The sequence below is a fragment of the Bradyrhizobium sp. genome, from assembly GCF_027451485.1.
Lineage (GTDB): Bacteria > Pseudomonadota > Alphaproteobacteria > Rhizobiales > Xanthobacteraceae > Bradyrhizobium.
The window spans coordinates 21,721-35,948 of record NZ_DAIDJE010000027.1; the positions used below are offsets into that span (position 1 = coordinate 21,721).

14 protein-coding genes and 1 pseudogene are annotated in these 14,228 nt (G+C 61.8%); 12 read left to right on the forward strand and 3 right to left on the reverse strand.

From position 1 onward, the window contains the following. The first annotated feature begins 6 nt into the window (after positions 1–6). The 4 genes from trpD to NEZ08_RS03995 all read left to right on the forward strand — a co-directional run bounded on the left by trpD (position 7) and on the right by NEZ08_RS03995 (position 5,190). Positions 7–1,020 (forward strand): anthranilate phosphoribosyltransferase, encoded by a 1,014-nt coding sequence (gene trpD, locus NEZ08_RS03980; RefSeq protein WP_298103809.1) that lies wholly within the window; start codon positions 7–9, stop codon positions 1,018–1,020. A gap of 12 nt (positions 1,021–1,032) precedes the next feature. Further along, positions 1,033–1,857, forward strand: coding sequence for an indole-3-glycerol phosphate synthase TrpC (gene trpC / locus NEZ08_RS03985; protein ID WP_298103812.1), 825 nt, complete (start codon positions 1,033–1,035; stop codon positions 1,855–1,857). Between the two features lie 5 nt (positions 1,858–1,862). Beyond that, positions 1,863–2,381, forward strand: a complete 519-nt coding sequence (gene moaC / locus NEZ08_RS03990) for a cyclic pyranopterin monophosphate synthase MoaC (protein ID WP_298103815.1) — start codon at positions 1,863–1,865, stop codon at positions 2,379–2,381. Between the two features lie 139 nt (positions 2,382–2,520). Then, positions 2,521–5,190, forward strand: a complete 2,670-nt coding sequence (locus NEZ08_RS03995; RefSeq protein ID WP_298103818.1) for an EAL domain-containing protein — start codon at positions 2,521–2,523, stop codon at positions 5,188–5,190. Positions 5,191–5,193: 3 nt separating this feature from the next. On the opposite strand, the gene NEZ08_RS04000 is transcribed toward NEZ08_RS03995, so the two are convergent. Together NEZ08_RS04000 and NEZ08_RS04005 are read right to left on the reverse strand one after the other, a co-directional pair. Further along, positions 5,194–6,537, reverse strand: a complete 1,344-nt coding sequence (locus NEZ08_RS04000; protein ID WP_298103821.1) for a S41 family peptidase — start codon at positions 6,535–6,537, stop codon at positions 5,194–5,196. Positions 6,538–7,256: 719 nt separating this feature from the next. Further along, the gene (locus NEZ08_RS04005; protein ID WP_298103866.1) at positions 7,257–7,811 is read right to left on the reverse strand and encodes a YbhB/YbcL family Raf kinase inhibitor-like protein; all 555 of its coding nucleotides are present in this window, start codon (positions 7,809–7,811) and stop codon (positions 7,257–7,259) included. A 10-nt stretch (positions 7,812–7,821) separates the two neighbouring features. Between NEZ08_RS04005 and NEZ08_RS04010 the strand changes: the two genes are divergently transcribed. The 8 genes from NEZ08_RS04010 (at position 7,822) to NEZ08_RS04040 (ending at position 13,790) form a co-directional block, all read left to right on the forward strand. Continuing rightward, the gene (locus NEZ08_RS04010) at positions 7,822–8,415 is read left to right on the forward strand and encodes a putative quinol monooxygenase (protein ID WP_298103850.1); all 594 of its coding nucleotides are present in this window, start codon (positions 7,822–7,824) and stop codon (positions 8,413–8,415) included. Between the two features lie 135 nt (positions 8,416–8,550). Continuing rightward, the gene (locus tag NEZ08_RS04015) at positions 8,551–9,681 is read left to right on the forward strand and encodes an alpha-hydroxy acid oxidase (RefSeq protein ID WP_298103853.1); all 1,131 of its coding nucleotides are present in this window, start codon (positions 8,551–8,553) and stop codon (positions 9,679–9,681) included. 70 nt (positions 9,682–9,751) lie between these two features. Beyond that, the gene (locus NEZ08_RS04020) at positions 9,752–10,381 is read left to right on the forward strand and encodes an HAD-IA family hydrolase (protein WP_298103855.1); all 630 of its coding nucleotides are present in this window, start codon (positions 9,752–9,754) and stop codon (positions 10,379–10,381) included. Positions 10,382–10,450: 69 nt separating this feature from the next. Beyond that, a complete protein-coding gene (gene glp / locus NEZ08_RS04025) occupies positions 10,451–11,665 on the forward strand; it encodes a gephyrin-like molybdotransferase Glp (protein WP_298103857.1) in 1,215 nt (404 codons plus the stop codon). 195 nt (positions 11,666–11,860) lie between these two features. Further along, a complete protein-coding gene (gene lexA / locus NEZ08_RS04030) occupies positions 11,861–12,562 on the forward strand; it encodes a transcriptional repressor LexA (RefSeq protein ID WP_298103859.1) in 702 nt (233 codons plus the stop codon). A gap of 240 nt (positions 12,563–12,802) precedes the next feature. After that, a complete protein-coding gene (locus NEZ08_RS04035; protein WP_298103861.1) occupies positions 12,803–13,234 on the forward strand; it encodes a hypothetical protein in 432 nt (143 codons plus the stop codon). Between the two features lie 96 nt (positions 13,235–13,330). After that, positions 13,331–13,489: a hypothetical protein gene (locus NEZ08_RS25730; RefSeq protein ID WP_367278368.1), complete on the forward strand. Its 159-nt coding sequence runs from the start codon at positions 13,331–13,333 to the stop codon at positions 13,487–13,489. Further along, entirely contained in the window at positions 13,476–13,790 is a 315-nt protein-coding gene (locus NEZ08_RS04040) for a hypothetical protein (protein WP_367278369.1), read from the forward strand. The genes NEZ08_RS25730 and NEZ08_RS04040 overlap by 14 nt, the downstream gene beginning before the upstream one ends. On the opposite strand, the pseudogene NEZ08_RS04045 reads toward NEZ08_RS04040, so the two are convergent. Then, positions 13,775–14,228: pseudogene (locus tag NEZ08_RS04045) on the reverse strand (competence protein ComEC); the annotation flags it as partial. The gene NEZ08_RS04040 and the pseudogene NEZ08_RS04045 sit on opposite strands and share 16 nt — an antisense overlap.

The following is a 14,228-nucleotide window of genomic DNA, read 5'->3' on the forward strand; positions in this document are numbered from 1 at the left end:
CATCCGATGGACGATCTCAAATCTATCATCGCCAAGGTGGCCACCGGAGCCACGCTGTCGCGCGAGGAGGCGGCGTCCGCCTTCGATCGCATGATGTCCGGTGAGGCGACCCCTTCGCAGCTGGGCGGGCTGTTGATGGCGCTTCGCGTCCGCGGAGAAACCATCGACGAGATCACCGGCGCGGTGTCGGCGATGCGCGCCAAGATGCTGAAGGTCAAGGCTCCGGCCGACGCAGTCGACGTTGTTGGGACAGGCGGCGACGGCTCAGGCTCCGTCAACGTGTCGACCTGCGCTGCCTTTATCGTTGCGGGTGCCGGCGTGCCCGTCGCCAAGCACGGCAATCGCGCGCTATCATCGCGTTCGGGCGCGGCCGATGTGCTCGCCGCACTGGGCGTGAAGATCGACCTTTCTCCGCAACAGGTGAGCCGCTGCGTGAGCGAAGCAGGCATCGGCTTCATGTTCGCGCCGGCACATCATCCGGCGATGAAGAACGTGAACCCGACCCGCGTCGAGCTGGCGACCCGCACGATCTTCAATCTGCTCGGCCCACTCTCCAACCCTGCCGGTGTCACCCGGCAGATGGTCGGCGTGTTCTCCAGGCAGTGGGTGCAGCCGCTCGCTCAGGTTCTGAAAAACCTCGGCTCGGAATCAGTTTGGGTGGTGCACGGCTCGGACGGCCTCGACGAGATCACCCTCACGGGCCCGACCTTCGTTGCCGCGCTCGAAAAAGGCGAAATTCGTTCATTTGAGGTCTCTCCGGAAGACGTTGGTCTCAAGCGTGTCGCGGGCGAAGCGCTGAAGGGAGGCGATGCCAGCGCCAACGCCTTTGCGCTACGCAACGTACTGGCCGGTTTGCCGAGCCCCTATCGCGATGTTGCCTTGCTGAACGCCGCGGCGGCTTTGGTGGTCTCCGGCCGGGCGAGGGATCTGAAAGAAGGCATGGCGCTCGGCCTCCGATCGCTCGACGAGGGGGCGGCAGCAGAACGGCTGAAGCGCCTCATCGCCGTCTCCAACAGCTAAGTGGATACCGCAATGTCCGATATTCTGAATCGGATCGAGAGCTACAAGCGCGAGGAAATCGCCGCCGCGAAGCGCGCGCAACCGCTGGCGAGCCTGGAGGCGCGCGCCAGGGCTGCATCACCGCCCCGCGGCTTTGTCGCCGCCATTCGTGCGCGGCTCGCTCGCGGCGACTATGCCCTGATCGCCGAAATCAAGAAGGCATCGCCGTCCAAGGGACTTATCCGGGCCGACTTCAACCCGCCGCAGCTGGCGCAGGCCTACGAAGCCGGAGGCGCCGCATGTCTCTCGGTCCTGACGGATGCCCCCTCCTTTCAGGGACATCTCGACTTCCTGGTCGCTGCGCGAGCGGCGACGAAACTCCCGGTGCTGCGCAAGGATTTCATGTACGACACCTACCAGGTGGCGGAAGCCCGCGCCTGTGGTGCGGACTGCATCCTGATCATCATGGCGGCGCTGGAAGACAGCGCCGCGCAGGAGATCGAAGCCGCCGCGCTGGCCCAAGGCATGGATGTCCTGATCGAGATCCATGACCGCAGCGAGCTTGACCGCGCACTCAAACTCAAGTCGCCGATGATCGGGGTCAACAACCGTAACCTGCGTACCTTCGAAACGAAGCTTGAAACCAGCGAGTCGCTCGCACCGCTGATCCCGAAAGACCGCCTGATGGTGGGCGAGAGCGGCATCTTCACCTCAGCGGATCTGGCGCGACTGGAACGCGTCGGCATCTCCACCTTCCTCGTCGGCGAAAGCCTGATGCGGCAGAACGACGTAGCAGCCGCAACGCGCGCGCTCATTGCCCGAGGCGATGCCGCCGGCGCAACCCGGGCGGTGGGCTGAACATCATGGCGCGTCGGACTGCGACCAGAAAACCCAACAAGCCCAAATCCGCCCTCACCCACATCGACGCCAAAGGCGAGGCGCGGATGGTCGACGTCTCCGACAAAGCGGCGACGGAGCGGACTGCGGTCGCCGAAGGTCGCGTGGTCATGAGCACGGCCACGCTCGGCCTGATCGTGTCGGGGAGCGCCAAGAAAGGCGACGTGCTGGCGACCGCCCGGATCGCCGGCATTATGGCGGCCAAACGCACGTCCGAACTCATTCCGCTGTGTCATCCGCTGGCCTTGACGAAGGTTACCCTCGACATCTCGACCGACCCGAAATTGCCGGGCTGCCGGGTCCGCGCCATCGTCAAGGTGACGGGCCCAACCGGAGTCGAGATGGAGGCACTGACGGCCGTCTCGGTCGCCTGCCTGACGATTTACGACATGGTCAAGGCGGCCGAGCGTGGAGTACGGATCGACGGAATTCATCTGGTCGAGAAGATGGGCGGCAAATCCGGGCACTACCGGGCCGAGGATTAAAGGCACTGCCATCGCGAGGTTAACCGGCGCATTCACCGCCGGTTAACCCCAATTGCTAACGTGACTTCCATACCGCTGTTGTAACGCTTCCGTGCCGGCACAGGGGATTTGCCGACATCTGGATTGAGTAGCGATCGCAATGACGGCAGACAGTACCGGCTCCTTCAACCTGAAGGCCTTTCTCAGCAGCGGTCCAATCCGCTCGCTGATCTTCGGCGGTGCGTTCCTGATCGCGGCGATTGCGGTCGGTACGGCCTTCATGGTCGGCAATTTTCGCGAGCGAGCCCTGAAGGCCAATCAGCGCGAACTCGAAAACACGGTGCAGTTGATCACCCGTCATTTCGATCAGCAACTCGAGGACTTCACGATCGTCCTCAAGGACATCGCCGCCCGGCTCCACGCCAGCGGCATCAGTTCTGAAATCTTGGGAGGACAACTGTCGACTCTGGCCTGGCACGAGGAACTCCGAACGAAGGTCGGCGCCTATTCTGACGCTGCCGGCATCAGCGTGTTCGATGCCGAAGGCAATTTGGTCAACTCTTCCGAGGTTTGGCCAGTCCCTGACGTCAAGATTGCCGACCGTACCTATTTCAAGACCCTCAAATCCGGTGGCGCATCGACGCCGATCGAGATCGAACTGGTACGGGGTCGCGTCTTCTCCGGAGGCTGGGCCATCATTATGGCTCAAAGATTGACGGGGCCGAACGGCGAGTTCGCCGGAATAGTCGCGCGGTCAATCGCGCCGGCAACCCTGGAAAAATACCTCGCTTCGGTTGTGCTTCGGGACGGCGCCGCGATCTCGATTTATCGCCGGGACGGAATTCTTCTGGCACGCTATCCGCATTTCGAACACATGATCGGGACCCAAATCCGCGATCGCGAAATCTTCCAGTACCTAACCTCCTCCTCGGGCCGCGGCACGGTACGCGTGACCAGCCCGATCGATGGCCAGCAGCGGCTCGCATCCGCCAACTCCTTGCGAGGTTTTCCGATCGCCGTTGTCGCAAGCACGACGATCGATGCAGCATTGGCTGACTGGCGTGAGCAAACCCGATTTCTGATCGTGGTTGCAGTGATGTCCGCAATCACCATCGCGATCCTGTTGTCCTTCTTCATCCGTAAGCTGCTTGCCCAGCATCGAATCGAGAGGCAGCGCCTCGACACCGCCATCAACAACATGTCGCAGGGCCTGTTGCTCTATGACTCATCGGAACGGCTGGTGGTCTGCAACCAGCGCTATATTGCGATGTATGGGTTATCGCCTGACGTGGTGAAACCCGGCCTTAGCTTCCGTGATCTGCTGCTCTACAGGAAGAAAATCGGCTCGTTCAAAGGTGACGTCGAGGTCTTTATCTCCAATGTTCGCCGCAACGTCGCGATCGGAAAGACAACTCGCAATACGTTCGAGACGGGCGACGGGCGGCTCATCCAGATCCTCAATCAGCCGCTAAAAAACGGCTGGCTGGCAACTCATGACGACATCACGGAACGCACGCGCGCGGAGGAGCAGATCCGGCATCTTGCTCATTATGATGCGCTCACCGACCTGCCCAATCGCACCTTGTTCCACGAGCGGCTGCGACAGGAACTCGCTGAAGCTACAAGCGCGTCTCAACTGGCCGTGCTCTACATCGACATCGATCAATTCAAGAGCGTCAATGACTCCCTCGGCCATATGATCGGCGATGAGCTCTTGAAGTCGGTCGCAAGCCGGCTCGGCGCCTGCGTGGAAGGGGCGGATTTTGTCGCGCGGCTCGGCGGCGACGAATTCGCCATCGTCAAGACAAGGCTAAAAGACCCCGTCGAGGCCGCCAAGCTCGCGGCGCGGGTCCTGGAGACGATCCGCGCACCGTACAATTGTCTGGGCAATCAACTGGCCTCCGATGCCAGTATTGGCGTTGCCATGGCACCGCAACACGGGACCGACCTCGAGCAAATCCTCAAGAACGCTGACATGGCCATGTATGCGGCCAAGTCGGCGGGGCGGCGCACTTGGCGTTTTTTCGAGCCTTCGATGGACGCCCATGTCCGGGCTCGCCGTCAGCTCGAAACCGACCTGCGGAAGGCAATCGCCGAAGAGGCGCTGGAAGTTTATTACCAGCCCTGCCTTAACCTCCAGAACGGCACGATCACCGGCTGCGAAGCGCTGGTACGCTGGCGTCACCCCGAGCGAGGTATGATTTCGCCGGCGGAGTTCATTCCGCTCGCCGAAGAAACCGGGCTGATCAACGAAATCGGCGAGTGGGTGCTGGCGAAAGCATGCAACGAGGCCGCCAGCTGGCCGGTCGCCATCAATGTTGCGGTCAACGTTTCGCCGGTTCAGTTCCGAAGCGGTACGCTGGCTTTGAAGATCGTTGCAGCGCTGGCTGAGTCGGGTCTATCGGCTCAACGGCTCGAACTCGAGATCACTGAAGCCGTCCTGATCCGCGACGACGAAACTGCGCTTGAGATCCTGCATCAGCTTCGCGCGATTGGCATCAGGATTGCGCTCGACGATTTCGGCACAGGTTATTCGTCGCTGAGCTATTTGAAGCGCTTTCCATTCGACAAGATCAAGATCGATCGCTGCTTCGTGAACGACCTCGCCGAAGCAACCGATTCCTCTATCGTCCAGGCGGTGGTCAATATTGCCGCTGCCCGGCACATGACGACGACCGCCGAGGGCGTCGAAATGGAACGGCAGCAGGAGCTGCTGCGCCGACTCGGGTGCACCGAAATGCAAGGCTATCTCTTCAGCGCACCGAAGCCGGCTGAAGAGGTGAGACGAATGTTGCTCGCTCACAGCTCCAGACCGGCTTCTGTCGCTTGATTCCTAGTTAGGAACCGCTGTCGTTTTCGTCGACGTTGCCGCCGCCCCGCCGGCGTTCATGGCAACCCCGCGCAGCAGCTTGAAGGCAGCGCCAAGAGCCTTGTCGTCCTTCTCGTTCGGGGGCACGTAGGACTGCGAGCCCGTCTGCTCTGCTCCTTCCGCGGCGAGGTGCCCCCGCATCGAGGCTTCGCCCTTCATTTCGGCGCGCCCTTTCAAATCGTCCGGCACATCCTGCAATACCTCAATATCGGGGGTGATGCCCTGTGCCTGGATCGAATGTCCGGACGGCGTGAAATACCGCGCCGTCGTCAAGGCGAGCGCACCGTGATCTCCGCCGAGCGGGATGATGGTCTGGACCGAACCCTTGCCAAACGAGCGCGTGCCGATCAGGGTCGCGCGCTTGTGGTCATGCAAGGCTCCGGCGACAATTTCAGAGGCCGAAGCTGAACCGCCGTTGATCAGCACGACAAGCGGTTTGCCCTTGGTGAGATCACCGCCATGGGCGGAGAAGCGCTGGGTTTCCTCGGGCCGTCGTCCCCGCGTCGAGACCACCTCGCCGCGCGCCAGAAATGCGCTCGAAACTGATACCGCCTGATCGAGCAGTCCACCCGGATTGTTGCGCAGGTCGAGCACATAGCCGGCCAGACCTTGCGCCGGGATCTGCTTCTGGATGTCGGCAATCGCCTTCTTCAGTTCATCACCGGTTTGCTCGCTGAACGAACTGATCCGGATATACCCGATATCGCCGCCATTCGTGCGATAGCTGACCGGCCTGACGTGGATGACCTCACGCGTGAGCGTCACGTAGATCGGGTTCTCACTGCCCTTGCGCAGGATCGTCAGCTTGGTCTTGGTGTCGACCGGGCCCTTCATCTTGTTGACGGCCTGCTCGAGCGTTAGCCCCTGCACGTTGTCATCGTCGATCTGCGAAATAAAATCCCCGGACAAAATTCCCGCCTTCGACGCCGGGGTGTCGTCCATCGGCGTCACCACCTTGACCAAACCATCCTCCATGGTGACTTCGATGCCGAGGCCGCCGAACTCGCCGCGCGTCGTGTCCTGCATCTCATGCCAGGCGCTTTCGTTCATGTATCTGGAATGCGGATCAAGCGAGGAAATCATGCCGTTGATCGCGCCTTCGATCATCTTGGAGTCGTCGGGCCGTTCGACATAATCGCTCCTGACCCGCTCAAACACTTCGCCGAATAGATTGAGCTGCGAATAAACGTCGTTCTCCACCTTCGCCCTGGCAGCCGCCATCCAGTGCTGGCCGATCGGGCCGCCAACAGCCAGGGTGAGGCAGACGCCCGTAACAGTGCCGAGGAGAAACAGGTAGTTCTTTCGCATTTGGCGCGCCTTTTGGTTGGTCCTGCCGGTCCGTCAGGGCCGGCTGACGAACTTCATGGGTTATCCCGGTCCTATGCGGCACTTGTCCGGTATCATTGAGGCCGCTTTGAGAGCATCGCCGGCCCAAGCGCCGGCCCACCAAATACCGCTTCAGCGAATATTTGGCCACAATGCGTTCGACTATATGCATTTCCCGGGCGCCGAAGAACCGGAAATCCCGTTCCTGTCCAATTTGTAATTGGAGCGCCCACCAAGAGCGGATCGCTCGCGGAGCTTGCGGCTCTGTTTAAATCCATCCGGACGAACAGGGCCCGGCAGGTCTCGGCTCCGTGATTGACCCATGCATGGTCGGTTGGCTGCTGGCCGATGGTATCACGCGGCTGGTAGTTGGGGGGGCAGCCCCGAGGCTGCGGGAACATCCGGCTGTCGAACATTACGACTGACTCGTTGTAGGGGTCGATACCGGTGACTATGCGTGCCGATGTCGGAAGCTGACGCGCCAAACCGGTCGACAGCATGGTGACGGCCGGTAAAGTCATAGGCCTATCTCCCCGGCATCGAGCCTGGTCTTTGTCGGCTTCGACGCCGGGGTGAGGATCGCAATGGCAAACCAAGCGGTTCAATCGCGCAACGGCGCCTGTTGCAACGTACCGCTTCATCGATCTGAAGTCCCTGATCGAATTCGGCGCTTGCGGTACAGGGACTTCAGATCGGCGGTACTAGCGGCCGTAGGTGGCGGTCAGTGTCGCTTTCGCCAGCGTATGAAAATGTAGATCGAAGCCGACCAGCGCGGCGGACGCCATCTCATTCTTTGCATCCGGCAGCTTGTCAACATCAACAGCAAAGACCGTGATCTGGTAGTGATGCGGCTTGTCGCCAGCGGGCGGACATGGACCGCCATATCCATCGGCACCGAAATCGGTCCGGCTCTGGATCGCGCCCTTCGGCATCAGCTTCGACTTTGCGTCCCCTGCCCCTTTGGGGAGCGATGTGATGTTGGCGGGAAGGTTGAACACGACCCAGTGCCACCAGCCGCTGCCGGTCGGCGCATCAGGATCGTACATGGTAACAGCAAAACTCTTGGTGCCGCTCGGCGCTCCGCTCCAGCTCAGACTCGGCGAGACGTTGTTGCCGGTGCAGCCGAATCCCTTGAAGACTTGGTCGTTGGCGATCGTACCGCCCTCTTTGACCTCCGTGCTGGTCAGGCTCATGCTTTGTGCATTCGCCGCCGTCACGCCGGACGCCGACAGCACCAAGGCCGCAATAGCGGCCATCATTCTTGTCATGGCTGTTTCTCCCCTTGATGATCAAGCGCACGCTAAGCGCGAACAAACCTTTAGCAACTTGCAGGCCGGGGGGAAAGAACAGGCCAAACGCCGGCGCCCTTACCCAGCTTCGCCCGATGGGCTATGGATGGGGCTAGATGCGCGAGACGCGTCTGCAACCGGAAAATCCGGGCAATATCGGGAGGATTTCACCATGCTTAAGTCAATGTCTGCGCTCGCCGCCACGCTTGCTATCTCCGCGGCCTGTCTGACTTTACTGCCAGGCGGCAAACGCGCCGAAGCGCAATCGGCCGGCATGTTCGTCAATGCGGTCGATCTCGATATCGTGCCTGCCGAGCGCGAGAAATACCTGGCGGCGATCAAGGAGAACGGCGCCGCCGCAGCGAAAGAACCGGGTTGCAGGCGCTTCGACATCCTCAACCTCGGGAGTGATCCGAACCATTTCTTCCTCTATGAGGTCTACGATAGCGAAGCCGCCTTCAAGGCCCACCGAGAGACCGATCATTTCAAGAAATATATGGCCATCACCGGCAAGATGGTCGCCAAACGCGAATCCCGCCAGATGTCGGTAATTGCTGCAAACGCGAAATGACTTGGGTTCTGGGATGTCCAGCGGGCTCACCATCGGCCGGCATTCCTGATCCGCGCCGGACGGTTTTGCGTGGCCGTCGGCGCTCGCCTAAGAAAGCTCTCGCAGCACGTGTGTCGGAAGGACCAGGAGAAGAAAATGAACGAAGTCACCCGTATCCCGACAAGCAGCGAACTTGGCGCCAGCGCCGAGCCGTACCAGAACCTGCATGAGTTCGTGAACAAGGCGCGCGCCAACCTCAACCAGAACGCCTGGGACTACATTGTCGGAGCAGCCGAGACGGAAACCACGATGCGCCGCAACCGGATGGCGCTGGATGAGATCGCGTTTCGGCCAAGGGTGCTGCGCAATGTCGCGCGCATCGATGCCACTACCGAGGTTTTCGGGCGCAAGTTGCGTCTGCCGGTTATGATGGCGCCGGTCGGCGCGCTCGAAATTTTCGACCCGGTCGGTGCCGGCGCCAGCGTCACGCGCGGCGTCGGACGGTTTGGTGCCGCGCATATGCTGAGCTCTGTCTCGGAGCCGGGCCTTGAAAAGGTCGCCGAGGCCGCCCCGGATGCGCTGCGAATCTATCAGCTCTATGTCCGGGGTGATGATGCCTTCGTCGAAGATCGGGTCAGCCGCGCCATGGCCTCCGGCTACACCGCGTTCTGTCTGACCGTCGATACCGCCCACTACAGCCGGCGAGAGCGCGATATCGCCAAGCGCTACGTCCGTGAGAGCCGCCTGCGCGCCACCGGCGGCGATTTCCAGAAGGGGCTGGAATGGCGCACGGTCAAGCTGATCAAGGACAAATACGAGATCCCGCTGATCATCAAGGGCATCGCCACGGCCGAGGATGCCGCGATGGCGCTCGATCATGGCGTCGAGTGGATCTACGTCTCCAACCACGGCGGCCGCCAGCTCGACCACGGCCGTGGCTCCATGCACGTGCTGCCGGAGATCGTGAGCGCGGTCAAAGGCCGCGCGAAAATCATGGTGGACGGATCATTCTGCCGCGGCACTGACATCGTCAAGGCGATCATCATGGGCGCGGATCTCGTCGGGATCGGCCGGCTGCAATGCTGGGCGCTCGCGGCTGCCGGCGAAACTGGCATCGTGCGGATGCTCGAGTTACTGGAAGACGAAGTTGTGCGCTGCCTCGGTCTCCTCGGAGTCAGCAAATTCGCCGAGCTCGACCAGTCCTATCTGCATCCGGCGGCGCCAACGAACCCTCCCAGCGTCTTCAGCGCCTTCCCGCTTCTCGACATCCAGCCCTATAGGTATTGATGACCCTTGCAACGGGGACGTCCCGGCACGTTGCGGCATGTCAACTTGTCAATCTGTTCGAAATGCGCCGATGACCTCTGAATCACTTGCGCCAGGCGCTGCCGACGCCTTGCTGTTCGATCTCGGCCGCGTCGTGCTCGATCTCGACTTCAACCGGACGCTTCACGCATGGGCGGAACACGCAGCTTGCGAACCGGCACAGCTGGCGGGCAAGTTCTTGCGCGGCGAACTCTACCAGCGTCACGAGAGGGGCGAGATCAGCGACGAATCCTTCTTTGCAGGGCTGCGTTCGGCTCTTGGTGTTGAGCTTTCCGACGAACAACTCATCGAAGGTTGGAACGCCATCTTCATCGGCGAGATGCCGGGAATGAACCAACTCCTGGCGCGGGCGGCCCGGCGCCTGCCGCTCTACGCATTCTCCAACACCAACGCCGCGCACGTCGCCCATTTCTCCAGTCAATTTGCCGAGGTGCTCGGCCATTTCCGCCAAATCTTTCTGTCCTCCACCATCGGGCTTCGAAAGCCGGACGCGGAGGCTTATGATCACGTGGTGCAATCAATCGGTGTGCCGGCGGAGCGAATCGTGTTCTTCGACGATCTTGCCGAAAACATCGAAGGCGCCCGGGAACGTGGTTTGAAGACCGTTCTTGTGACCTCGCCTGAAGACGTGGCAAAAGCGCTCAATGCCCTCGGAATTTAGGAACCCTCGGAATAAAAAAATGGCTTTGGGCGTGCCCGTTTCAGGAATCTTGTCTTAAGGAGTCTTGTCTTGGCATTGATGCCGGTTCCCGATGCGCTGGCCGCTATTCTGTCGGGCTCAGACGCGCTGCCCGAAGAAATGGTCGCACTGGATCTGGCCCACCGTCGGGTCTTGGCGCGCGACCTTGCCGCACTCCGTACCCAGCCCCCCCAAGCGATGTCGGCCATGGACGGGTATGCGGTGCGCGCTGCGGACGCGGGCCAAGCGGGCGCCCGGCTGAAGGTGATCGGCGAAATTGCCGCCGGACGGCCCTTCGATCGCGTGGTCGGCCCCGGCGAGGCGGCGCGGATTTTCACCGGCGGCGCGGTTCCGGATGGCGCCGATGCCGTAATCATCCAGGAAGACACCGCCGTCGAGGGAAATGACATAGTGATCACGGAGGCCACAAGCCCAGGACGTCACATCCGCCGCGCCGGTGTCGATTTCCGCCAAGGTGACGTCTTGCTGAGGGCCGGCAGCCGGCTGACCGACCGTGATCTCTCGCTGGCCGCCGCCATGAACTATCCCCGCCTGCCAGTGCATCGGCGGCCAAAAGTCGCTTTGCTCGCCACCGGCGACGAACTGGTGATGCCCGGCGAGACGCCCGGACCCGGCCAGATCGTCTATTCCAATGGTTATGCGCTGCGGGCGCTGGCCCGCGCCGAAGGGGCTGACGTCATCGACCTCGGCATTGCCGCCGATACGCTTGCCGCCACCACGACCGGCATTCGCCGTGCCCGCGATGCGGGCGCCGACGTCTTGATAACGACCGGCGGCGCCTCGGTCGGTGACCACGACCTTGTCAAGAGCGCGCTCGATGCCGAGGGCGTGGCGATGGCGTTCTGGCGGATCGCCATGCGGCCAGGCAAACCTCTGATGCACGGTCGGCTCGGCGCAATGAGGGTGATCGGCCTGCCCGGCAATCCCGTGTCATCCTATGTGTGCGCCTTCCTGTTCCTCGTGCCATTGATTCGCAAACTCTGCGGTCGAACCAGCATCCATCACACCACTGAATCGGCTCTGCTCGGTCACGATCTGGCCGCCAACGACCAACGTCAGGATTACTTGCGCGCACGCCTCCTGACGCGCGACGACGGCGCTGTGATCGCGACGCCGGTCACTCAGCAGGACAGTTCGCTGCTGGGAAATCTCGCTGCGGCGCAGGCGCTTCTCGTCCGTTTGCCTTTTGCGCCCGCGGCCAAGGCGGGCTCCTCTTGCGACATCCTCCGGTTGCCTGCCGCCTGAGTTCGCGCGCCAGCCCGGTCGCATTCTCGTTGACGAAAAATTAATTGGTTGCGGAACACATATCGAACAGATAGTGTTCGTTCATGATTTGTTTCTAGTCTTTGAAGACACTGGTCGGAGTTGGGCGCTCTGCCAACCTCATCAAAGCCGGACATCTTTCGAAATGAATGACTGCAACCTTGGGGACTGGTCGAGATGCTGACGCGCAAACAATACGAACTTCTGCGGTTCATCAGCGAACGGCTGAAGGAGTCGGGCGTGCCGCCCTCCTTCGACGAGATGAAGGACGCGTTGGACCTGCGGTCGAAGTCGGGCATCCATCGCCTGATCACCGCTCTCGAAGAGCGCGGTTTCATTCGCCGCCTGCCCAATCGCGCCCGCGCAATCGAAGTCATCAAGCTGCCCGAACTCGCTAGCGCGGGCGGCAACGGCCGGCGCGGCTTCACGCCGAGCGTCATTGAAGGCACGCTTGGAAAGGTTCGCAGCAGCAGCGCAGCACAGGATGATGGCGAGCGTCCCGTCGCCGTGCCGGTGATGGGCCGTATTGCCGCGGGCACGCCGATCGAGGCGTTGCAGACTCGCAGTCACACCATCAGCGTCCCGCCGGACATGCTCGGATCGGGCGAGCACTACGCTCTTGAAGTGCGTGGGGATTCCATGGTGGATGCCGGGATCCTTGACGGCGACATGGCGCTGATCCAGCGCAACGAGACCGCTGACACCGGCGATATCGTCGTAGCGCTGATCGATGACGAGGAGGCCACGCTGAAGCGCTTCCGCCGCCGCGGCGCCTCGATCGCGCTGGAGCCCGCCAACACGGCCTACGAGGTCCGTATCCTGCCGCCGAACCGGGTCAAGATTCAGGGCAAGCTGATCGGCCTCTACCGGAAGTACTAAGCGCACAGGCTGAACCCTCGGCCGCCCGCCCGCACCTCTCGCGTGATTCTTGAGGAGCAAAAAAGTTCCTCCATGTGCGTTGTCGTTGCAAAACAAATTTGTGATCCGATATCCTGACGCAAGCCGCAGAATTGCCGCCAAGCGGCGAGACATTCACAATCTGATGTTCACCTAGATGGAGGCCTATGCCTCTTTTCGATGGAGAGGCACGGCCGGCTATCTCGACTGAGGAGCCATCCGATGTGTGACTATAGTCTGCATGCCGTTGCCACGCGCCCTGCAAAAGCGGGCGAAACACTGATCACCACGACTTTCCGCGGGACCTCTACGAAAGGCTTTGCCTCGGAGACTGAGCCGGACGTCGCGGTATGCCTGTTGCCTGGGACAGAACTCGCCTTCGCCGATAACGTCCGCTACGACAGCCGGTGGTTTTGGACCCGGCGGTCAGCTTTCCGGGTCGGAAAGCTCGGCGAAATCGATCGCCATCTTCCCGATCGGCACCACGACACAATCGAATTTCCGGACGGTAGTCATGTTCTGGTAACTCTGCTCCGTGAAGGACAACGGGCAACCGTGCTGCAATTGCCTGCGGTCCAGCAGCGCGAGCGCGCGGCCCCTCGTCCTGTGGCTGCCAATACGCCGCCCCTGCCGAGGCCGATCACGACTGGCTAAGCGACGGCCACCAGCCTTGATGGTGATCGCCGTGCATTCGGTTTGTATTGCGCCATGAATTCCTGGAACAATCCGCGCGCCAGGGAGTCGACTGGCTTGCATCTGGCGCTGGTGACGTTCGCGTTGCAGCTCGGTACGTTCGAGCTGCAGGCCAACGATTTCATGCGCTCGATCGGCCACTCCAGGGATCGTCGATTCAGGGGCGATGTCCAGCACCGCAAATTTGCGGAGGGAGGCAAGATTGTCCGTCAATAAGGTCAACTGGAAGCAGGTCGGACACGTCAACGAGCCTGGCCGATACATGTTTCGGTTCGGCTGGCTGACCATTAGGCCGGAAGATCTGGTCATCTGGATGCAGTTTCCCGACGCGTCCTTCACCCTCGTCCAGACCGCGCCGCCGCCGCTCGCGGCCGGGAACGATGACCCAACAGTTGAAACGGAGGAGTTTCACCTCGGCGCTTTCGAGCTGCACGTCGCGCCGGAGCCGGGCTTGCAAGACGTTCAAAACATCCGGTTGTCCGATGAACTCGCCCCACGGGTTCAATCCTCGGTCTGAAGATCGGTGTCTGCGGGTGTCGCATCGGCCGGGCGGTCCCGCGTCGCGCCTCTGCCGACCGGCGCGGGCTTGTCTTCGACATCTCCCGACCGCGGCGCCCACGGCCGGTTTGTACCTCTCGGATGGACGGCATCGATAGCAAAGCCCTGCGGCGTTCGGCGAAGCGCCAAGGCCCCCTGCGCGCGCAGCCGCTTCAGTTCGATCACGGTGGCGCCGCATCCGGGCGGGATTGATGTCCCGGTCACAATCAGCGCCGCCCGAGCGCAGTCGTCCGCCAGACCGTCAGGCGCCAATGACCGCGCAACCAGACGCCCGTCCGCCATCGGTGTCACGCACCCTTCCGCATCGCAGGACACGGCCTCGCCGAGCGAAGCCGCGCTGGGATCCCGGCCGTCCGCATCAGCGGCCAGCCATTCCTTGACCAGGAAGGCATCTTTG